Raw genomic sequence first — 20,498 nt, 5'->3', positions numbered from 1 at the left:
ATGTGAGAGTAGGTCATCGTCAAGATTAAATTCCGAAACCCCAATTGCGAAAGCAGTTGGGGTTTTGTTTTGTCCGCAGAAAAGTTTTTTGTTCGCGACAGCGAACACATTCTCCAACGCATTACCTGCCCCAACCGTCGCAAGAGCTGCCATTGGGGAAATTCCTTCTGAAGTGACCCGGCAGTTTTTGGTATGGTGCAGCTCGTTTTTTCAAGGACTGATGTCATGCCCACGGATCGGCACTCATTTATGTCAAAGAGTTGCTGTAGAAATGCCTGAACCCATCCCGATCAAGGACCACGAAAAAGAGACGCGCCTGGTCAACAAGCGGTTGATCGCCTGTGCCTTATTCGTCTTCGCGGTCAGTTGCGCCCTGGTCGTGCGCCTATACATTCTGCAAGTGGTGGAATTCGACTACCACTCGACCATCTCTGAAAATAATCGCGTCCATGTTTTACCGATCCCGCCGACACGCGGCCTGATCTACGACCGTAATGGCGTGTTGCTCGCCGATAACCGCCCCAGTTTCAACCTGACCATCACCCGCGAACGCGCCACCGACGTCAATCAAGAACTGGACGAGGTCATCAATCTCCTGCACCTGCCTGCCGAGGATCGCACTGTCTTCGATAAAGCCATGAAGCAGTCCCGCCACCCGTTTACGCCGGTGACGCTGTTCTATGAGCTGACGGAAGAGCAGATCGCTGTACTGGCCGTCAACGAGTTCCGCCTCCCAGGCCTTGATGTCGAGCCGCAGTTTGTCCGTCATTACCCGCTCGGCGCACATTTCGCCCACTCGATCGGTTACGTCGGTCGGATCAACGAAAAAGAATCCAAAAGCCTCGACTCGGTTGAATACCGTGGCACCCAATCGATTGGCAAAACCGGTATCGAGCGTTTCTACGAAGCGCAGTTGCACGGCCACGTCGGTTATGAAGAGGTGGAAACCAACGCCCAGGGTCGCGTACTCCGAGTGCTCAAACACACCGACCCGGTGCCTGGTCAGAACATTGTCCTGAGCCTCGACGTCAAGCTGCAGGAAGCTGCCGAAGCCGCGCTGGGTGATCGTCGTGGTTCTGTGGTCGCGCTCGATCCGTCGACCGGCGAAGTGTTGGCCATGGTCAGTAATCCCAGCTTCGATCCGAATCTGTTCGTCACCGGCATCAGTTCCAAGGAATACTCGGCACTGCGAGATTCGATCGACCGACCGCTGTTCAACCGCGTGTTGCGCGGGCTCTACGCACCGGGCTCGACGATCAAGCCAGAAGTGGCCATCGCTGGCCTCGACGCCGGCGTGGTGACGCCGCAGACCCGCGTATTCGACCCCGGTTACTACCAGCTCCCGGACTTCGATCACAAATACCGCAACTGGAACCACAGCGGCGATGGCTGGGTGGACATGGATGCGGCGATCATGCGGTCCAACGACACCTATTTCTACGATCTGGCCCACAAGCTAGGCATCGATCGTCTGCACGATTACATGGCGATGTTTGGCCTTGGCGAGAAAGTCTCGCTGGACATGTTTGAAGAGTCGCCCGGGCTGATGCCATCGCAAGCCTGGAAACGCGCGACCCGCCGGCAAGCCTGGTTCCCGGGCGAAACTGTCATTCTCGGCATCGGCCAGGGCTATATGCAGGTCACACCGCTGCAACTGGCTCAAGCCACGGCGTTGATCGCCAATAAAGGCGTGTGGAATCGTCCGCACCTGGCCAAGACCGTCGATGGTGTCGCCCCGGTCGACGAGCATCCGATGCCGAACATCCTGCTCAAGGATCCGCGTGACTGGGAGCAGGTCAACCACGGCATGCAGATGGTGATGCACGATGCCCGAGGCATTGCGCGCGCGGCGGCGGCGGGGGCGCAATACCGCATCGCTGGCAAGAGTGGTACGGCGCAAGTGGTGGCGATCAAGCAAGGCGAACGCTACAACCGCGAAAAAACCCTCGAGCGCCACCGCGATAACGCCTTGTTCGTTGGCTTCGCGCCGGCCGAGCATCCGAAGATTGCGATTTCGGTGATGATCGAAAACGGCGAGGCCGGAGGTCGTGTTGCCGGCCCTGTGGTGCGGCAGATCATGGACGCCTGGTTACTCGATCAGGATGGCCATCTCAAGCCGCAATACGCGGCGCCGACTAAAGCGCCTGGTGACCCTCACGTTTAACGGTTCACAGCCTCGGTTCATGCCAGTTGAGCCGAGGCTGTGAGTTATCCTGCACAGCCTATTTGCAACGATAACCCTCGGGCATCGTCACGGTGTAGTTGCGCTGTACACGATCCTCGAAGTTCAAGTTCTGCAAGCCTTGCTCCACCAGAAAGGCTTCGACCTTGGCTGACTGGCAATCTTCGTTATAGGACGAAGCGCGAAGCAGGTAGACCGGCCGCTTACTGCCTTCATCGCGTGCGGTGGCAATAAAGGTACTGAGCGTGGTGTAACCGGTTCGCTCCGAAGTACCTATCGGGCCATAGGTGGTGTTGGGTGTACTCGTGCAGTTCAGTCGGTCGTCTTTCTTCTTGCTGTTCTTGCACACGGTAGAAGTGCTGGTCGGTACCTGACCATACTCGGTCGCGGTATAACGGTAAGTCACTTGCCGGCTGCCAATCTCGAGGCTGATGGTCATCTTTATCGGCGCATGGTTCTTTGGCAGACTGGCGTCGGTATAGACCTCCTGGTAGCCCCTGTCTTTAAGCGCATTAACCATGTCGCGAAGGTAGTAGCGGGCATTAAGTGCGTTCTCATCACTGCCATTGGCAGACGTCACAAGTACGGTCGCCTTGCGGTCAAAATGATAATCCGGATCAGGTGTGGCATTTAGCGCTACGTCCATTTGCGTGGCGCAGCCGCTGATCAACGCTGTCAGTAAAAACAGCGCGCAGAATAAAAACCGGGTCATGACAAAGCCGCCTTACAAACTAAGGATTGAATAAGAGTTAAACGCTGGGAACTGACGACAATTAACGTGCGCTCGCGCACAAGGCTCAGTCTTTCTGATATTCCAGCAGATCGCCAGGCTGGCAATCGAGTGCTGCGCAGAGCTTGTCCAGAGTGGCCATCTTCACGCCCTTGACCTTGCCATTTTTCAATAACGACAGGTTGGCCTCGGTAATGCCCAGCAGCGCAGCTAACTCTTTCGAGCGAATTTTTTGCGTGGCCATGACGACGTCAAGGCGGACGATAATGGTCATTGTCTTGTTCTATATGTATTGACTTTGCTCATCGCTGAGTACTTTTGCGTCACGCATGATAATTGAAAACAAACAGAGCAAAACCCCTTTGATGATCTCGTAGGCCGACGAGGAAGACAGGCCAATCGAGAACTGAAAAATGCGCTCCCCAGGGGGCAGATCGATAGACAGCGTCAAACCTTGCAAGGTCTCTACCAGCGGGTAGATTGCAGGAGAAATGATGCACAGAATCCCCACTCGCCAAAGAACCCTGATATTGCGCTCGGTCCAGGTTTCACCGCGGGACAAGCGCAGGAAAAACAGGCCTGTCAGCCAGAGCACGTAGGTCGAGAGCAGAACGGGCAGGAAATCCAAAGCGATGATCAGCGCGGTGACCAATGGTGAGAGCCATGTGTCGGGAGCAAGCAGCGCGCCTTCGACAAACGGGTCAAGCAATTGCGGTGAGTTTTCAGCAAAGGCGTAAAGCAGAGCCGCGAGCATTTCATCCGTTTTGAAGAACCAGATCGAAGCGTTGCCACCGACCTCGGTCACCCCTAAAACCCAGACAAGAATCGCTGCCAGTAATCCGACCCAATGCATGCGCTGCAGTGCCAATCCGTTGTTACGAGTACTCATGAAAAATCCTTGCGGTGCCATTGGGAATGACTAATTCTCGATGTTAAATTATCGAATGGCAATAATAAATTGTTCTTGTTTTGTTAAGCGCACAAACGGCATCGAATGCGGGGGTCACAGAGTGAACCTCTGTTCCATCGACCTGGGGGGATTTCAACGTCGATTTGCTCTCGAATTCAAAACAAGTCGAGCGCAGAGGAGGGAAGCGATCCACTCGGTGGCCGCTGGTATCGATGAGGGGGGGCAGGGATTGATTAGAGCGGGCACGCACGCTAGAGGCATGCTTCAGTCGCCCGCTCTTACCGGGGTTACTTGATCTCGGTCACGAAGTTATCCCGCGAGCGGCGAACCTTTTTCAAGTTGACCAACCAGTCTCCTTCACTGGCTCTATGCCCCAGCGGCAGAATCACCACGCTGCGCAAGTTGCGGGCCGCGAGTCCGAGGATTTCATCGATGGCTGCCGGGTCGAAACCTTCCATTGGTGTGGCATCGACTTCTTCAAACGCCGCGGCGATCAAAGCTGAGCCCAAACCGATATAAGCCTGGCGCGCAGCCGCTTGGTAATTGGCCTCTTTGCCACGTCCAGCGACAATGCCCAAGAGCATCTGACGGTAATTTTCCCATCCTTCGTTAACGGTCCCGCGTACTTCATTAGTCAGGTCGAACATCATGTTGACCCGCTCCGCCGTGATGTCGTCCCATGCGGCGAACACCAACAAGTGAGAGCAGTCGGTAACCTGTTCCTGGTTCCAGCTGACGGCTTTGATCTTTTCGCGAACCTCTGCATTGGTCACTACGAGCAGTTCAAAGGGCTGCAGTCCACTTGATGTCGGCGTTAACCGCACCGCTTCCAGAATGCGCTCGATTTTTTCATCGGACACAGTCCGGGAAGGGTCGTACTTTTTCGTTGCGTAGCGCCATTTCAGCAGGTCTGTCAGTGTGCTCATCATCAAATTCCATAAAGGTGAAAGATGTTCAGGCGGGTCAATAACGACTGGCTGTCGTGCTGAACCTGGGCTTATGCTAACGATTAAAGCCAACTTGAAGGTCAAGCAGTTTTTATGAAGATTGGAGAAGTTTCCAAGCGCACCGGTGTTGCCGCTTCGGCCATTCGCTATTACGAGGAGCAAGGTTTGCTGGAGCCTTCTACCCGTGACGCCAACGGGTATCGCCATTACGCCGAGGCAGCTGTTGCGCGATTGATACTGGTGCGCGATGCGCAACGGCTCGGATTTTCTCTCGACACCATTCGCGGACTGTTCTTGCAGGATGGCAGTTGTTCCAAATCCCTGACCATCGAGCAAATCGATATCCGTATGGGCGAGATAGGGCAGATCGAGGCCAATCTGGCGATGCAGCGTGAGGGATTGTTACGGTTGCGGCATGTACTTGAGGAAAGTTTGCGCAGTGGTGCGCCTGTTGTGTGCGCGAGTGCGCACCGGGCCGAGTCCTATCGGCCTGAGCAAAACATGCTCACGCGCAATGCATTGCAGGGGCGTTGACCCACATTTGAAATGCATTCCAATGTGGGAGCGAGCCTGCTCGCGAAAGATCCCTCAAAACCGCCGCAAAAAATCAGGCCCCCGGCACCGGGCAACTCATATCACCTTCCTCACACTTCAAATACTGCTTCAGCGCCTCGACCCGCACCTTGGTCACTCCGGTCAGGCAATTGCTGTAAACCCACGGATAGGCACTCCCGCCCGTCACCCCGGACGACGAGAATTTGCACTCGGCATCCCGAAAGCCGACCCACGCCCGCTGCGCACTGACCAACAGTTTCTTGCCGTCCGGGTTGTCCTTCAATCGCCCAGTGATCTGCTGATACACCGTGTTCAACGCCTTGTCAGCCGCTTTGAAATCCTGCCCCGCACACTGGTTCATCGTCGCCTGATCACTGGCGTTGGCGCAGTCGACGGCGGCGTGGGCGAACGGCATGAACAGCAGGGGCGTCAGGGCCAGGAGCGAACGTGGGGACATGGGGATTCTCGCTGTGTCGAAGTAAGTGCCAAGCAGTGTAGCGAATCAGCTGCGGCTATTCAGGGACACGCATTCTGGAGGCCTCAAGCAGACGATCTGCAGTCGCGGCAATTTCGGCGCCGTCATGCAACCTGTCCAGCCAGTGCCCGGGGATACCACGGACGCCGTAATAAGCACCGGCCAGTTGACCGGTGATCGCGGCGGTGGTGTCGGCGTCATCGCCCAGATTGGCGGCCAGCAGGATTGCGGCGGCGAAACTGTTGGTTTGCTGAAAGCACCACAGCGCCGCTTCCAGTGATTGCACGCTGTAACCACTGCCTTTGATGTCCGCCTCAGCCTTGCCGAGATAATCACCGTGAGCAATGGCCGCGACCTTGGGTTGTGAGAAGTTCGCAGAGGGCAATTGGCGCAATTGCGCCTTGGTTGCGCCTTCAAGCGCTCTGGCGATCAGCCCGGCCAGCAATTGGCAGCACTCGATGGCTTCAGGGGCCGCGTGGGTGGTTCGCGAACTGTCGGCGGCGAACTGGCGGATCTGACGGGCATCGGGAAAGTAGAACAAGACCACCGGCACCAGACGCATCAGCGAACCGTTGCCGGCGCTGTAGGGGTCGGTCGAGCCGGCGAAGGGCTCAGCGGTTTGTTGATATTGTGCGAGCGCCTGACTGACGGTCATGCCGATGTCGAAACACTCACCGGTCGAACTCAGATAACCCCACTGCCACCAGTTGAGGTAACGGCCCATCTGATCGACAGCATTGAAGCCGTTTTTGGTCAGCAGGCTTTCCGCCAGGCACAGCGCCATTGAGGTGTCATCGGTCCATTGCCCTGGCTTGAGGTGGAACGGGCCGCCACCGACCATATCGGTCAACGGTTGGAATGATCCCCGCGGCTTGAACTCTACTGTAGTACCGACCGCGTCACCGCAGGCCAGGCCGAGCAGGGCGCCGCGATAACGTTCGGCGAGGGAGGGCAGCATGGGTCGTCCTTGTCTGGTTCGATTTCGCTGGAAAAGGTAACAGTTTCGCTGCTTGAACGGTGGCTGAATCCGTTCATCCAGCGGCGCGCAAATGCAGCCGGATGTTTCTCTTATGCACCGGTTTGATACAACTTCACATTGGACATGTGGTCATACAGGCCTAGTGTTCAAAACAGGAGGTGACGTATGAAACCAGTACCCAATAGTTTCGAACGCAAGATCACGCTCAAGGCGTCGCGTTCCCATGTCTGGCGTGCATTGGTCGATGCCGAGGCGTTTGGCCAGTGGTTTGGGGTAGCGCTTGAGGGCCGGCGATTTATTGCCGGTGAATGGACGCAGGGGCAGGTCACGTATCCCGGTTATGAACACGTGTTGTGGAATGTGCTGATCGAGCGGGTCGAGCCGCAGCAGTTGTTTTCGTTTCGCTGGCATCCGTATGCGGTGAACCCGAAAATCGACTATTCCCAGGAGCCGACCACGCTGGTCAAGTTCGAGCTGCAGGATTACGAAGGTGGCACGTTGCTCAAGGTTTCCGAGTCGGGTTTTGCGCACATCCCCGATGTTCGTCAGAAAGAGGCTTATTTCATGGACAGCCGTGGCTGGGAGGAGCAGTTGAGCCGCCTCGAACAGTTTCTTGCCGAAAGCGCCAAGGCCCGTGAGCGTGACGGTGGCTGATATTTTCGGAGCCTGGATGAACCGCTGGTCACTGGTCCCGGACGGTGCGCCGATCATCACGCCCGGCAGCCGTTTGTTGCCGGTACGCCTGAACGACACGCCGACCATGCTCAAGGTTGCGCTGGATACCGACGAGAAATATGGCAACCGGTTGATGACCTGGTGGGACGGTGGCGGCGCTGCGCAAGTGTTGGCTCATCACGAGGATGGCCTGCTGATGGAGCGCGCCATGGGCAGGCGCTCGCTGATGCACATGGCGATACATGGCGAAGACGACGAGGCGAGCCGGATTCTGTGTTCGGCGCTGGCGCGACTGCATGTACCGCGCGCAACGCCACCGCCGCCGCTGGTTGAATTGGGGCCATGGTTTGCTCCGCTGCGCATTGCGGCTGCACAACATGGCGGCCTCTACGCCCTGAGCCTGCAAACTGCCGAAGCCTTGCTTGCCGATCCACAAGACGTGGTGGTGCTGCACGGCGATATGCATCACGACAATGTGCTGGATTTCGATTCGCGTGGCTGGTTGGCAATCGATCCGAAGCGGGTCAGGGGCGAACGCGGTTTTGACTATGCCAACCTGATATGCAACCCGGACCTGCCGACGGCTGTTGATCCCCAGCGCTTTCGCCGTCAGCTTGCGGTGATTGTCGAGGCGGCCGGGCTTGATCGCCGCAGGCTGCTGCAATGGGTGCAGGCGTTTGCCGGGTTGTCGGCGGGATGGTTTTTGGAGGGTGACGCGCTGGAGCAGGCCTCGGGGCAGCTGAAAGTCGCACAGATCGCGGCGTCCATGCTCGATGCCCGACAGGGCTAAGGGTTTTCGGAAGGGTTGCTATGGCGAATGTCTTACACGCGCTGGTAGCTTTTACGACTATTGCTGATTGGATCCACTGCGTAATCTACACACATCAACTGAGACACAGGGAGTGTTTCAGGATCATGGATGATCGACCATTTGCAAGGATCGCTGCCGACAGGGAGTCGATAATGGTCTTGGGAAAAACCCGCTTCGGCGGGTTTTTTTTCGCCTGTATGTAGGAGCTGCCGCAGGCTGCGATCTTTTGACTTTGGCTTTAAAAGCAAGATCAAAAGATCGCAGCCTGCGGCAGCTCCTACTTTGGTTTGTGCGTTACGAGGCGATCAACTGGCGCAGGACGTAATGCAAAATCCCGCCCGACTTGAAGTACTCCACCTCATTCAACGTATCGATCCGGCACAACACTTCGATCTTATCCTGACGCCCATCCTCACGAGTGATCACCAGCGGCAGGTTCATCCGCGGTGTCAGTTCGACGCCGGTCAGACCCTGGATTTCGAAGGTTTCCTTGCCAGAGAGGTTGAGGCTCTTGCGGTTCTGATCAAGCTTGAACTGCAGCGGCAATACGCCCATGCCCACCAGGTTGGAACGGTGGATCCGCTCGAAACTCTCGGCGATCACCGCTTTCACGCCCAGCAGATTGGTGCCCTTGGCTGCCCAGTCGCGACTGGAGCCGGTGCCATATTCTTGCCCGGCAATCACCACCAGCGGCGTGCCCGAAGCCTGATATTTCATCGCCGCGTCGTAGATCGCCAGTTTCTCGCCGGTTGGAATGTAGATCGTGTTGCCACCTTCTTCGCCACCGAGCATTTCGTTGCGGATACGGATGTTGGCGAAGGTGCCGCGCATCATCACTTCATGATTGCCACGCCGTGAGCCGTAGGAGTTGAAGTCCCGTGGCTCCACGCCTTTTTCGCGCAGGTAACGTCCGGCCGGGCTGTCGGCCTTGATGTTGCCGGCGGGGGAGATGTGGTCGGTGGTTACCGAGTCGCCGAGCAAGGCCAGCACCCGTGCAGCTTTGACGTCTTTGATTGCCGGCAGCGGCCCGGAAATATCATCAAAAAACGGTGGATGCTGGATGTAAGTCGAATCGTCCTGCCACACGTACGTCGCCGCTTGCGGCACCTCGATCGCCTGCCACTGCTCATCGCCTGCAAACACTTCGGCGTATTCCTTGTGGAACATCGCCGTGTTGACCTGACTCACCGCATCGGCGATCTCTTTACTCGATGGCCAGATATCCCGTAGATACACCGGATTGCCTTGCTGGTCTTCGCCCAGCGGTTCGCTGCTGATGTCGCTGCGCACGCTGCCGGCCAGGGCATAAGCGACGACCAACGGTGGCGAGGCCAGCCAGTTGGTTTTCACCAGTGGATGCACGCGGCCCTCGAAGTTGCGGTTACCGGACAGCACCGATGCCACGGTCAGGTCGGCTTTCTGGATAGCTTTCTCGATCGGCTCCGGCAGTGGTCCGGAGTTGCCGATGCAGGTGGTGCAGCCGTAACCGACCAGCGAAAAGCCGAGCTGATCGAGGTATTGCGTCAGCCCCGCAGCCTTGTAGTAGTCGGTGACCACTTTCGAGCCCGGTGCCAGCGAACTCTTCACCCACGGTTTGCGGTTCAGGCCTTTCTCCACGGCTTTTTTCGCCAGCAGGCCGGCGGCCATCATCACGCTCGGGTTGGAGGTGTTGGTGCAGGAGGTGATCGCGGCGATAACCACGGCGCCGTTTTTCAGGCGATAGGTGTGGCCTTCATATTCATATTCGGTTTCCCCGACCAGATCGGCATTGCCCACCGCGACCCCGCCACCGCCCTCGCTTTCCAGGCGTCCTTCTTCTTTGCTTGTAGGCTTGAATTGCAGGTCGATGAAGTCGCTGAAGGCTTGCGGTACATTCGGCAGCGACACGCGATCCTGCGGGCGTTTTGGTCCGGCCAGACTCGCTTCGACGCTGCCCATGTCCAGCGCCAGGCTGTCGGTGAACACGGGTTCCTGACCCGGCAGACGCCACAGGCCCTGCGCCTTGGTGTACGCCTCGACCAGTTTCACCACTTCCGGTGGCCGCCCGGACAGGCGCAGGTATTCCAGCGTTACGTCGTCAACGGGGAAGAAACCGCACGTCGCGCCATATTCCGGGGCCATGTTAGCGATGGTTGCACGGTCGGCCAGCGGCAGGTCGGCGAGGCCGTCACCGTAGAACTCGACGAACTTGCCCACTACGCCTTTCTTGCGCAGCATCTGCGTCACCGTCAGCACCAGGTCGGTGGCGGTGATGCCTTCCTTGAGTTTGCCGGTCAGTTTGAAACCGATCACTTCGGGAATCAGCATCGACACCGGTTGCCCGAGCATCGCCGCTTCGGCCTCGATCCCGCCGACGCCCCAGCCGAGTACGCCGAGGCCGTTGATCATGGTGGTGTGCGAGTCGGTGCCGACCAGGGTGTCGGGGAACGCATAAGTTCGGCCGTCTTCATCCTTGGTCCACACGGTGCGACCGAGGTATTCAAGGTTGACCTGATGGCAGATGCCGGTGCCCGGCGGCACCACGCTGAAATTGTCGAAAGCACTCTGGCCCCAACGCAGGAAGGCATAACGTTCGCCGTTACGTTGCATCTCGATGTCGACGTTCTGTTCGAACGCGCTCGGCGTGGCGAATTTGTCGACCATCACCGAGTGGTCGATCACCAGATCCACCGGTGACAGTGGATTGATCCGCTGCGGATCGCCGCCGGCCTTGGCCATCGCTGCACGCATTGCGGCGAGGTCAACCACGGCGGGTACGCCGGTAAAGTCTTGCATCAATACCCGCGCCGGGCGGTACTGGATTTCACGGTCGGAGCGACGCTCCTTGAGCCATGCGGCAATCGCCTTGAGGTCGGCGCCGGTGACAGTTTTTTCATCTTCCCAGCGCAACAGGTTTTCCAGCAGGACTTTCAGCGACATCGGCAGCTTGTCGAGGTCGCCCAGGCTTTTGGCGGCATCCGGCAAACTGAAATAGTGGTAGGTCTTGTCGTCGATTTGCAGGGTTTTCAGCGTTTTCAGGCTATCGAGGGACGGCATTACAATCACTCCTTTGAATCCGCACGGCTACGGATCGGGGGACGAATAGAGCTTTAAACCTAGCCCTGTTTTAGGTAGCTGGCTAATAACTGGACTCTATGAGCGGAACCAAGGTTCCGACATCGGCTATCATGCGCCGGTTTTCGTGACAGGCTTTGCTGCAACGCAAGGTCTGGACATCGCGCAGCGGCCGAATGATCGCCCGCTGCCCAGGAGTAAGAATGAACACCCTATTCATGCATTGCCGGCCAGGCTTCGAAGGCGAAGTCTGTTCGGAGATTTCCGACCTCGCCGCCCAGCTCAACGTGGCCGGCTACGCCAAGGCCAAAGCGGCCACCGCGTGCGCCGAGTTTGTCTGCACCGAAGAAGACGGCGCCGAGCGCCTGATGCGCGGTCAGCGTTTCGCCGAGCTGATCTTCCCGCGCCAATGGGCGCGCGGGGTTTTCATTGATCTGCCGGAAACCGATCGCATCAGCGTGATCCTCGCACACATGGCCGAATTCCCGGTGTGCGGCAGTCTCTGGCTGGAAGTCGTCGATACCAATGACGGCAAAGAACTGTCGAACTTCTGCAAGAAATTCGAAGGCCCGCTGCGCAAGGCCCTGACCGGCGCCGGCAAACTGGTGGATGACGCGAACAAGCCGCGTCTGCTGCTGACCTTCAAGAGCGGTCGTGAAGTGTTTCTGGGGATGGCCGATGCCGGTAACTCGGCGATGTGGCCGATGGGTATTCCGCGCCTGAAGTTCCCGCGTGAGGCGCCAAGCCGTTCGACGCTGAAGCTGGAGGAGGCCTGGCACCACTTTATCCCGCGTGACCAGTGGGAAGATCGCCTGCACAGCGACATGACCGGCGTCGATCTCGGCGCTGCGCCGGGCGGCTGGACCTGGCAACTGGTCAATCGCGGCATGCTGGTGACCGCCATCGACAACGGCCCGATGGCCGAAAGCCTGATGGACACCGGTCTGGTCCAGCACTTGATGGCCGACGGTTTTACTTTCAAGCCCAAGCAACCAGTGGACTGGATGGTCTGCGACATCGTCGAGAAACCGGCGCGTAACGCCGCGATGCTCGAAGAGTGGATTGGCGAGGGGCATTGCCGCGAGGCGGTGGTCAACCTGAAGTTGCCGATGAAGCAGCGTTACGCCGAAGTGAAGCGTTTGCTCGAGCGCATTGCCGATGGTTTCAAGGCACGCGGGATCAAGGTCGATATTGGCTGCAAGCAGCTGTATCACGACCGCGAGGAAGTGACCTGCCACCTGCGCCGGCATGACACCAAGAAAGCCAAATCTCGCTGACACACTGCAAAACCTTGTGGGAGCGAGCCTGCTCGCGAAGAGGCCATGTCAGACACCTCTTTGTTGAATAATCCACCGCATTCGCGAGCAGGCTCGCTCCCACAGGGGGGTGTGGCGTAACGCCACAGATGACCGAACACCCGGCAATGCGCGACAATGCCGGCCAGTTTCAGGAGTGAATCATGAGTGAAATGATCGATACCCCGGTCGACGGCACCCTCGACGCCACCGGCCTCAATTGCCCGGAACCGGTGATGATGCTGCACCAGCACATCCGTGACCTGGTGCCCGGCGGCCTGCTCAAGGTGATAGCCACCGATCCCTCGACCCGTCGCGATATTCCGAAGTTCTGTGTGTTTCTCGACCATGAACTGGTGAGCCAGCACGAAGAGGCCGGTACTTACCTGTACTGGATTCGCAAGAAACACGCTTAACAGCAGCTACACATAAAACAACTGTGGGAGCGAGCTTGCTCGCGAAAGCGGAGTGTCAGTCACTGTAAATGTCGACTGAATCACCGCATTCGCGAGCAAGCTCGCTCCCACTTTTTTTGTCCTGTGTTAATGGCTTAGCCTGCGCTACGACTGATCCGAATACGCTTGCGCGCACTACGCGTCAGGCGAATCGACAGCATCAACGCCGCACAACTCAAGCCAACGATCAAACCCTGCCACAAACCGCTCGGACCGCGTGGCTCGCCGAGCCAGTCGGTCAGGCCGAGAGCGTAACCCACCGGCAAACCAATGCCCCAATAGGCGAACAGCGTCAGGATCATCGTCACCCGAGTGTCCTGATAACCACGCAGAGCGCCGGCAGCGGTCACCTGAATAGCATCGGAAAACTGGAACAGCGCCGAGTACACAATCAGCATTGCCGCGATGTGAATCACCGTCGGGTCAGCGGTGTAGATCGCCGCAATCGGCTCGCGCAGCAACAGCATCATGCTTGCCGACAGGCAAGCGTAAGCCAGCGCGGTGCCCATGCCGACGCCGGCGGCAAAACGTGCTTCACGCGGTTCCTCGCGGCCCAATGCCTGGCCGACGCGTACAGTCACCGCCATGCCCAACGAATAGGGAATCATGAACACCAGCGAGCTGACGTTCAGCGCAATCTGGTGCCCGGCCACCACGGTCGCGCCGAGGCTGCCGATCAGCAGGGCGATGACGGCAAAAATGCTCGATTCGGCGAACACCGCGATACCGATCGGCAGACCAATCGCCAGCAGACGCTTGATCACCGCCCATTGCGGCCAGTCGAAACGGCTGAAAATTTCGCTCGAACGATAGGCCGGGGCCCAGCGCTCATACCCGGCCAGCCCCAGCGCCATTACCCACATCACAATCGCTGTGGCCCAGCCGCAACCGACGCCGCCCATCGCCGGTACACCGAAGTGGCCATAGATGAAGATGTAGTTCAGTGGAATGTTCAGTGCCAGACCACACAGGCCCAATACCATTGCCGGACGCGTACGGCCAATGCCGTCACTGGTGCAGCGCAACACGTGATAGAACGCCACCGCCGGTAGACCACTGGCGATGCCGTGCAGGTACTGCATGCACGGGCCGATCAGCTCGGGATCGACTTTCATCAGGTGCAGCACCGGCTCGGCGGCCACCAGCATCGCCGTCGCGATCAGTCCGACCACCAGCGCCAGCCACAGCGCCTGACGCACGAGCGGGCCGATTTCGTTGTGGGTGCCGGCGCCGAAGCGCTGCGCGACTTTCGGCGTGGTTGCCAGCAGGGTGCCGGTCATCAGCAGAAACACCGGCACCCAGATCGAATTGCCCAGCGCTACGGCCGCCAGATCCTTCGGCCCGACGCGGCCGGCCATCACCGCATCGACGAAGCCCATGGCCGTGGTCGCCAGTTGCGCAATGATGATCGGCAGCGCGAGGGCCAGCAGGTTCTTGAACTCCAGGCGGATCCGCGCGGGGCGGGTCAGGGAGACGGCGACAGGTTGGTCAGTTACAGAATTCACAGGCAAAGCGTCCACAAAGGTTGATGCGCAGGGCGCCGCATTCTACGCCGCTGACGTTACAGTCAGGAAAAATCCTCTGTTGCGGATTTGTAAGCGCAAAGCCTGCTGGCCCGGCGACCGATCTGCACCTAAACTGCCGATCCGCCAAAGGAGCCCGCCATGCTGATTGTTGCCGACGAAAATATCCCGCTGCTCGATGCCTTTTTTGCCGGTTTCGGCGAGATCCGCCGGGTGCCGGGCCGTTCCATCGACCGTGCGACGGTCGAGCAGGCTGACGTATTGCTTGTGCGCTCGGTGACCAATGTCAACCGCGCGTTGCTGGAAGGTAGCAAGGTCCGTTTTGTCGGCACTTGCACCATCGGTACGGATCATCTGGATCTCGAATACTTCAACGAGGTCGGCATCACCTGGTCGAGTGCGCCCGGCTGCAACGCTCGCGGCGTGGTCGATTACGTGCTGGGCAGTCTGATGACGCTCGCCGAAATCGAAGGCGTCGATCTCACTCAACGGACTTTCGGTGTCGTGGGTGCCGGTGAGGTAGGAGGGCGCCTGATCAAGGTCCTGAAGGGCCTTGGCTGGAACGTCAAAGTCTGCGACCCGCCGCGTCAGGCTGCCGAGGGCGGCGATTACGTCAGCCTTGAAGCGATCATTGAGCAGTGCGACGTGATCAGTCTGCACACGCCGCTGACTCGCAGTGGCGGCGGCGCGACCTGGCATCTGTTTGATCAGCAACGTTTGCAGCAACTCAAGCCCGGTGCCTGGTTGATCAACGCGGCGCGTGGTCCGGTGGTGGATAACGCCGCACTGCGCAACGTGCTGCTGGATCGTGAAGACCTGCAAGCGGTGCTCGATGTCTGGGAGGCCGAACCCGAGGTTGATGTGGCCTTGGCCGAACTCTGCGTGTTGGCCACCCCGCACATTGCCGGTTACAGCCTCGATGGCAAACAGCGCGGCACGGCGCAGATCTATCAAGCCTATTGCGAGTTCATCGGCCAGCCGGCGAGTATCCAGCTCAGTGACTTGCTGCCGGCACCGTGGTTGTCGCAAGTCACCTTGCATGCTGACAGCGATCCAGCCTGGGCGCTGGCGATGCTCTGCCGTGGCGTGTACGACCCGCGCCGCGATGATGCGGATTTTCGTCGCAGCCTTGTAGGCAATGTCGGCGAGCAGCGTGCGGCGTTCGATGTGTTGCGCAAGCAGTATCCAGTGCGACGCGAGATTGAAGGCCTGAAGGTGCGGATTGAAGGGGATTCGCCGGAGTTGGCGAGGATCGTGGCAGCGCTGGGGGCTGTGGCTGTCTAGATACCGAGTCGGCCCTTTCGCGAGCAGGCTCGCTCCCACATGGATCTGTGATGCACTGAAAATCTGCTGTGGGAGCGAGCCTGCTCGCGAAGGCCGCGCCACAAGTGCCGGACCTGCAGACAGAAAAAACCCGGCCAAAGGGGCCGGGTCAGGAAGACGGTGGCTATATCACTTTTGTTCGGCAGGCTTGACCAATCGCTTCTCCAGTTCGCGGCACGCGTCCTGGATCATGTCTTCAGTGATCGGTACTTCACGCCCGTCCTTATCGATAATCGAGCAACCCAGAGTCTGGCCGGGTTTGGTGCGGATCACTTCAATCTTGTCATCGCTGCTGTGTTGCAAGGACATGGCCTGTCTCCTCATCAGGTTGTGTACCCAGATTAAAACCGCCACGTGACCAGGCTGTGACAGCGCCTTCGATCCGTCATGAGCGGCCATTCCAGTCCAACAGAAATGACCGTTCGTCTCAACCACGACGTTAGACCGATAGCAACTATGGCCTAGTCTTTGGGGGCATATTTAACCTGACTCATTGTGATTTACAGAGTTCCACCCCAAAGAAGGTTTAGGCTAGCCCTTTCACCAATACGGATGTGTAACTGAATGGCCCCGAAGCTTACTTCACGACACCGTCGCGCCTTGCGTCTGACCAGTCGATTTCTGGCTCCTTACCGCTGGCAAGTCATCGGCGCGCTGCTGGCGTTGATCGTCACGGCCGCTGTCACGTTGTCGATGGGGCAGGGGATCAAACTGTTGGTCGACCGCGGCTTCATGACTCAGTCGCCGCATCAGCTCAATCAGAGCATTGGCATCTTCATGTTGATGGTGCTGGGGCTGGCGGTCGGCACGTTCGCGCGGTTCTACTGGGTGTCGTGGATCGGCGAGCGCTGCGTAGCCGACATCCGCCGCGAGGTGTTCAACCATCTGGTCTATCTGCATCCGGGCTTTTACGAGAACAACCGCAGTTCGGAGATCCAGTCGCGGCTGACCGCCGATACAACGCTGCTGCAGTCGGTGATCGGCTCATCGCTGTCGATGTTCCTGCGCAACCTGCTGATGGTCATTGGCGGTGTCATCCTGTTGTTCGTGACCAACGCGAAACTCACCAGCATCGTGGTGATTGCCTTGCCGTTCGTGGTGGCACCGATCCTGATTTTCGGCCGGCGCGTGCGCAATCTGTCGCGGCTGAGCCAGGACCGGGTGGCCGATATCGGCAGCTATGTGTCGGAAACCCTCGGCCAGATCAAAACCGTGCAGGCCTATAATCACCAGGTGCAGGACGAGCGACGTTTTGCGACAACCGTAGAGGACGCCTTCGACACGGCGCGCAAACGCATCTTCCAGCGCTCGTGGATGATCACCATGGTGATCGTGCTGGTGCTCGGCGCGGTGGCGGTGATGTTGTGGGTCGGTGGCATGGACGTGATTGCCGGGCGCATCACCGGTGGCGAACTGGCGGCGTTTGTTTTTTACAGCCTGATCGTCGGCAGTGCGATCGGCACTTTGAGTGAGGTGATCGGCGAACTGCAGCGCGCGGCAGGTGCCGCCGAGCGCATCGCCGAACTGCTGGGTTCGGAAAACATCATCCAGCCGCCTACCACCGGGCTGGTGACCCTGCCAGAGCGCGTGCGGGGTGAACTGCAATTACAGGAAGTACGTTTTTCCTATCCGTCGCGTCCTGAAAGCTACGCGGTCAACGGCTTGAATCTGACCATTCGGGCTGGGGAGACACTGGCGCTGGTGGGGCCGTCCGGTGCCGGTAAGTCCACAGTGTATGACTTGCTGTTGCGATTTTATGACCCGCTGGAAGGGCAGATCCTCATCGATGGCGTGCCGCTGACCAGCCTTGATCCGCTGGACCTGCGTCGGCACTTTGCCTTGGTCTCACAGTCGCCGGCGCTGTTTTTCGGCAGCGTTGAAGAGAACATTCGGTACGGCAATCCGGGGGCGACACTGGAGCAAGTCAAGGAAGCGGCAAGAATTGCTCACGCTCACGACTTCATCGAGAAAATGCCCAACGGTTACCAGACTCATCTCGGCGATGGTGGCCTCGGCCTTTCTGGTGGCCAGCGTCAGCGTCTGGCGATCGCCCGGGCGTTACTGGTCGACGCGCCGATCTTGCTGCTGGACGAAGCCACCAGCGCCCTCGATGCGCAGAGCGAACACCTGATTCAGGAAGCGCTGCCGAGCCTGATGCAGAACCGCACCACGCTGGTGATCGCGCATCGACTGGCCACGGTGAAAAACGCGGACCGGATCGCGGTGATGGATCAGGGCAAACTTGTGGCCATTGGTACTCATCAGGAGCTGATTGCCAGCAATCCGCTGTATGCACGGTTGGCGGCGTTGCAGTTCAATGATGGCAAGAGCGCTTCAACGAATCCTGTCACCGACCCTGCCATTCACTAAGGCCGTGCCCATAAAAAATGCCCGTATCGCGAGATACGGGCATTTTTCGTTATCCGGCACTAAGCGCTGGATCACTGATCATCAAAATACCGCTCATGCCAATCCACCAGCGGCTGCGGCGAGTTGAGCTTCTGGCCGTAGATCACCGAGTACGACAACACGTTCTGCACGTACTGACGGGTTTCATCGAACGGAATGCTTTCCACCCAGACGTCAAAGCTCAGGTGATCGGCGCCGCGCAGCCATTGACGCACACGGCCGGGGCCGGCGTTGTAGGCGGCGGAGGCGAGGACGCGGTTGCCGTTGAACTGGCTGTGCACCTGGCTCAGGTAAGCGGCGCCGAGCTGGATGTTCTTGTCCGGGTCCAGCACCTGCTGCGGTGAAGCCAGCGGGATGCTGAACTTGCGCGCGGTTTCCTTGGCGGTGCCGGGCATCAGTTGCATCAGGCCGCTGGCGCCGACGCCGGAGCGGGCATCGTCCATGAAGGCGCTTTCCTGACGGGTGATGGCAAACACCCAGCTCGAATGCAGGCCACGCACCTTGGCTTCACGCACGAGGGTCTCGCGGTGGGCCATCGGGAAGCGAATATCCAGATCGTCCCAGTACTGCGCCTGGCTGATGGTGCGGATCGCCGGGAAATACCATTTCAGGTCATAAGCGAGTTTTGCCTGGGCAACCATTTCATCGCGGCTGAAATGACGGCTGACGTGATACCACTCGCGGCGACCGTCAACGATCTGCCCGCGAGCATGGAATTCCAGCGCGCGGCGCACGCCCGGGGTGTTGCGCACCTTGTTGATCAGCGCCTGACTGAGCACCAATGGCTTGTTGTTCAGCGAGTACGGCGATTGCGAGCGGTCGGCGGCAAGGAAACCGTAGAAGTCACGTTCCCGCGCGAGGCCTTTGTACAGTGTCTGCGCTTCCGGGTTTTGCGGTTGGGCCAGTTCCAGACTGCGCGCCTGCCAGTAGCGCCAACGGTTGGTGGTGGCCAAATCCTGCGGCAGACGGCGGGTCAACTGATACGCATCGTCCCAACGCGCCAGACGCAGCAGCAGGCGCAAACGCCATTCCGAGACGGTGTTGTCGCGCAACTCCGGATCGTACTTGGTCATCACGTCCAGCGCGCGGCTGTCGAAGCGCCGAGCGAGAGTCAGGCCGATTTCCCGGGCGATCGCGACTTTTTCATCGCGGGAGAAATGCATGCTGCTGGCGTAGCCGTCGAGCAGGGCCATGGCCTTGTCCGGATCCTGACGCGCGAGGCGACGCAGGCCGAGGCTGACCACGTCGGACATCGGCTCGTCGGCCGGGGTGAAACGCGAAGGCTGATTGAGCAGCTCCGGTTTCTGCGCCACATCCACCAGCAAACGACCGCGCGGGGCAAGGGTGGTCAGGCCGTTGACCAGGCTGTTGGCCAGCGGATAGTTGCGGGCCTGAGCGGCGAGTTTGGTGCGCTCCCAGCGTTTCTGCTCGGTGAGCTGGCCGTCAGCGGCCCAGATGCCGAACAGCGCATCACACGCAGCGGGCTGCGATTTACCGGTCAGCCAGAGTTTGTCGGCGTTGGCGTAACCCTCGGCCTTGTGGTTGCTGCTGATCTGGTACTGCGCATTCAGGCAGTCCAGTTCAGTGAAGTTGAGTTTAGGGTCGTAATACTTGACGAAGGTCGCCCAGTCGCCACGGTCGGCGAGCCAGCGCAACCAGCGCAGTTTCATCCAGTTGGCTTGGGGCAGATCGCCGTGTTCGGCGAGGAATTTTTCGATTTCCGCATTGCTCGCGGTTTTCAGGCGCGCGGTCAGTTCGTCGTAGGCCAGATACGGTTCCAGCGGGTAATCGGCCAGCGCCTGGCTGTAACGGAAGTACGGGCCGGTATCGCCCTTGGCCAGCGCGCGCTTGGCTTCATCGTAATACTGGCGTTGGGTGGACAGGTCCACCGCCTGGGCGGATTGAGCGGCAGCGGCGGTAAGTAGCAAACAGGACAAGACACTGAAAAGGCGACTGCGCATGAGACATCCGGGCAGAGAAATCATGACAAGTGCCGACCTCGGTCAGCACTGAATTGTCTGTAGCTTAGCCTTTTGCCAGCAAGCGGCGAAAGCTTTGCGGGCCTCGCAGCACAAGTTCGCAACAAATGTTGTGCAGAGTGCTTCGACAGACAAATTGCCGGCCTGCTGAAGCCCTAACTCAGGTAGAATGCGCGCCCGGTTTTTGGAGAAGCTC

18 protein-coding genes are annotated in these 20,498 nt (G+C 58.9%); 8 read left to right on the top strand and 10 right to left on the bottom strand.

Translation table 11 applies throughout. From position 1 onward, the window contains the following. Nucleotides 1-271 precede the first annotated feature (271 nt). The gene (gene mrdA / locus ACWR1S_RS25105; protein WP_454565370.1) at nucleotides 272-2,164 is read left to right on the top strand and encodes a penicillin-binding protein 2; all 1,893 of its coding nucleotides are present in this window, start codon (nucleotides 272-274) and stop codon (nucleotides 2,162-2,164) included. A 58-nt stretch (nucleotides 2,165-2,222) separates the two neighbouring features. On the opposite strand, the gene ACWR1S_RS25100 is transcribed toward mrdA, so the two are convergent. The 4 genes from ACWR1S_RS25100 to ACWR1S_RS25085 form a co-directional block, all read right to left on the bottom strand. Continuing rightward, entirely contained in the window at nucleotides 2,223-2,894 is a 672-nt protein-coding gene (locus ACWR1S_RS25100) for a hypothetical protein (RefSeq protein WP_454565369.1), read from the bottom strand. 85 nt (nucleotides 2,895-2,979) lie between these two features. After that, the gene (locus tag ACWR1S_RS25095) at nucleotides 2,980-3,186 is read right to left on the bottom strand and encodes a helix-turn-helix domain-containing protein (RefSeq protein WP_003226632.1); all 207 of its coding nucleotides are present in this window, start codon (nucleotides 3,184-3,186) and stop codon (nucleotides 2,980-2,982) included. 9 nt (nucleotides 3,187-3,195) lie between these two features. Continuing rightward, nucleotides 3,196-3,801 (bottom strand): hypothetical protein, encoded by a 606-nt coding sequence (locus ACWR1S_RS25090; RefSeq protein WP_454565368.1) that lies wholly within the window; start codon nucleotides 3,799-3,801, stop codon nucleotides 3,196-3,198. Between the two features lie 308 nt (nucleotides 3,802-4,109). Continuing rightward, nucleotides 4,110-4,748 (bottom strand): NAD(P)H-dependent oxidoreductase, encoded by a 639-nt coding sequence (locus ACWR1S_RS25085; protein ID WP_454565367.1) that lies wholly within the window; start codon nucleotides 4,746-4,748, stop codon nucleotides 4,110-4,112. Nucleotides 4,749-4,862: 114 nt separating this feature from the next. Between ACWR1S_RS25085 and ACWR1S_RS25080 the strand changes: the two genes are divergently transcribed. Next, on the top strand, nucleotides 4,863-5,303 hold the full coding sequence (locus ACWR1S_RS25080; RefSeq protein ID WP_454565366.1) for a MerR family transcriptional regulator: 441 nt from the start codon (nucleotides 4,863-4,865) through the stop codon (nucleotides 5,301-5,303). 73 nt (nucleotides 5,304-5,376) lie between these two features. On the opposite strand, the gene ACWR1S_RS25075 is transcribed toward ACWR1S_RS25080, so the two are convergent. After that, nucleotides 5,377-5,781 carry a lysozyme inhibitor LprI family protein gene (locus ACWR1S_RS25075; RefSeq protein ID WP_454565365.1) on the bottom strand — a complete coding sequence of 135 codons (405 nt, stop codon included), beginning with the start codon at nucleotides 5,779-5,781 and terminating at the stop codon, nucleotides 5,377-5,379. 55 nt (nucleotides 5,782-5,836) lie between these two features. Further along, entirely contained in the window at nucleotides 5,837-6,757 is a 921-nt protein-coding gene (locus ACWR1S_RS25070) for an ADP-ribosylglycohydrolase family protein (RefSeq protein ID WP_454565364.1), read from the bottom strand. A 186-nt stretch (nucleotides 6,758-6,943) separates the two neighbouring features. Here ACWR1S_RS25070 and ACWR1S_RS25065 point away from each other — a divergent pair, with 186 nt between their 5' ends. Together ACWR1S_RS25065 and ACWR1S_RS25060 are read left to right on the top strand one after the other, a co-directional pair. Continuing rightward, entirely contained in the window at nucleotides 6,944-7,432 is a 489-nt protein-coding gene (locus ACWR1S_RS25065; protein WP_454565363.1) for an SRPBCC family protein, read from the top strand. Between the two features lie 16 nt (nucleotides 7,433-7,448). After that, complete coding sequence (locus tag ACWR1S_RS25060; protein ID WP_454565362.1) at nucleotides 7,449-8,243, top strand: aminoglycoside phosphotransferase family protein; 795 nt, start codon at nucleotides 7,449-7,451, stop codon at nucleotides 8,241-8,243. A gap of 315 nt (nucleotides 8,244-8,558) precedes the next feature. Here ACWR1S_RS25060 and acnA read toward each other — a convergent pair whose 3' ends face one another. After that, entirely contained in the window at nucleotides 8,559-11,300 is a 2,742-nt protein-coding gene (gene acnA / locus ACWR1S_RS25055) for an aconitate hydratase AcnA (RefSeq protein ID WP_454565361.1), read from the bottom strand. Nucleotides 11,301-11,521: 221 nt separating this feature from the next. Here acnA and rlmM point away from each other — a divergent pair, with 221 nt between their 5' ends. Together rlmM and tusA are read left to right on the top strand one after the other, a co-directional pair. Next, nucleotides 11,522-12,595 (top strand): 23S rRNA (cytidine(2498)-2'-O)-methyltransferase RlmM, encoded by a 1,074-nt coding sequence (gene rlmM / locus ACWR1S_RS25050; RefSeq protein ID WP_102902009.1) that lies wholly within the window; start codon nucleotides 11,522-11,524, stop codon nucleotides 12,593-12,595. 182 nt (nucleotides 12,596-12,777) lie between these two features. Next, a complete protein-coding gene (gene tusA / locus ACWR1S_RS25045; RefSeq protein ID WP_277758632.1) occupies nucleotides 12,778-13,029 on the top strand; it encodes a sulfurtransferase TusA in 252 nt (83 codons plus the stop codon). A 134-nt stretch (nucleotides 13,030-13,163) separates the two neighbouring features. Here tusA and ACWR1S_RS25040 read toward each other — a convergent pair whose 3' ends face one another. Then, nucleotides 13,164-14,573: an MATE family efflux transporter gene (locus ACWR1S_RS25040; protein ID WP_454565360.1), complete on the bottom strand. Its 1,410-nt coding sequence runs from the start codon at nucleotides 14,571-14,573 to the stop codon at nucleotides 13,164-13,166. Between the two features lie 159 nt (nucleotides 14,574-14,732). On the opposite strand from ACWR1S_RS25040, the gene pdxB reads away from it, so the two are divergent. Then, on the top strand, nucleotides 14,733-15,875 hold the full coding sequence (gene pdxB / locus ACWR1S_RS25035; protein WP_454565359.1) for a 4-phosphoerythronate dehydrogenase PdxB: 1,143 nt from the start codon (nucleotides 14,733-14,735) through the stop codon (nucleotides 15,873-15,875). A 168-nt stretch (nucleotides 15,876-16,043) separates the two neighbouring features. On the opposite strand, the gene ACWR1S_RS25030 is transcribed toward pdxB, so the two are convergent. Further along, the gene (locus tag ACWR1S_RS25030) at nucleotides 16,044-16,223 is read right to left on the bottom strand and encodes a PA1571 family protein (protein WP_422609835.1); all 180 of its coding nucleotides are present in this window, start codon (nucleotides 16,221-16,223) and stop codon (nucleotides 16,044-16,046) included. 255 nt (nucleotides 16,224-16,478) lie between these two features. Here ACWR1S_RS25030 and ACWR1S_RS25025 point away from each other — a divergent pair, with 255 nt between their 5' ends. Continuing rightward, entirely contained in the window at nucleotides 16,479-18,284 is a 1,806-nt protein-coding gene (locus ACWR1S_RS25025) for an ABC transporter transmembrane domain-containing protein (protein ID WP_454565358.1), read from the top strand. A 71-nt stretch (nucleotides 18,285-18,355) separates the two neighbouring features. Here ACWR1S_RS25025 and ACWR1S_RS25020 read toward each other — a convergent pair whose 3' ends face one another. Beyond that, nucleotides 18,356-20,284 carry a transglycosylase SLT domain-containing protein gene (locus ACWR1S_RS25020; protein ID WP_454565357.1) on the bottom strand — a complete coding sequence of 643 codons (1,929 nt, stop codon included), beginning with the start codon at nucleotides 20,282-20,284 and terminating at the stop codon, nucleotides 18,356-18,358. Between the last annotated feature and the right edge of the window lie 214 nt (nucleotides 20,285-20,498).

This window comes from Pseudomonas sp. AIG (assembly GCF_977020205.1).
This window is presented reverse-complemented; position numbering and strand designations above follow the sequence as displayed.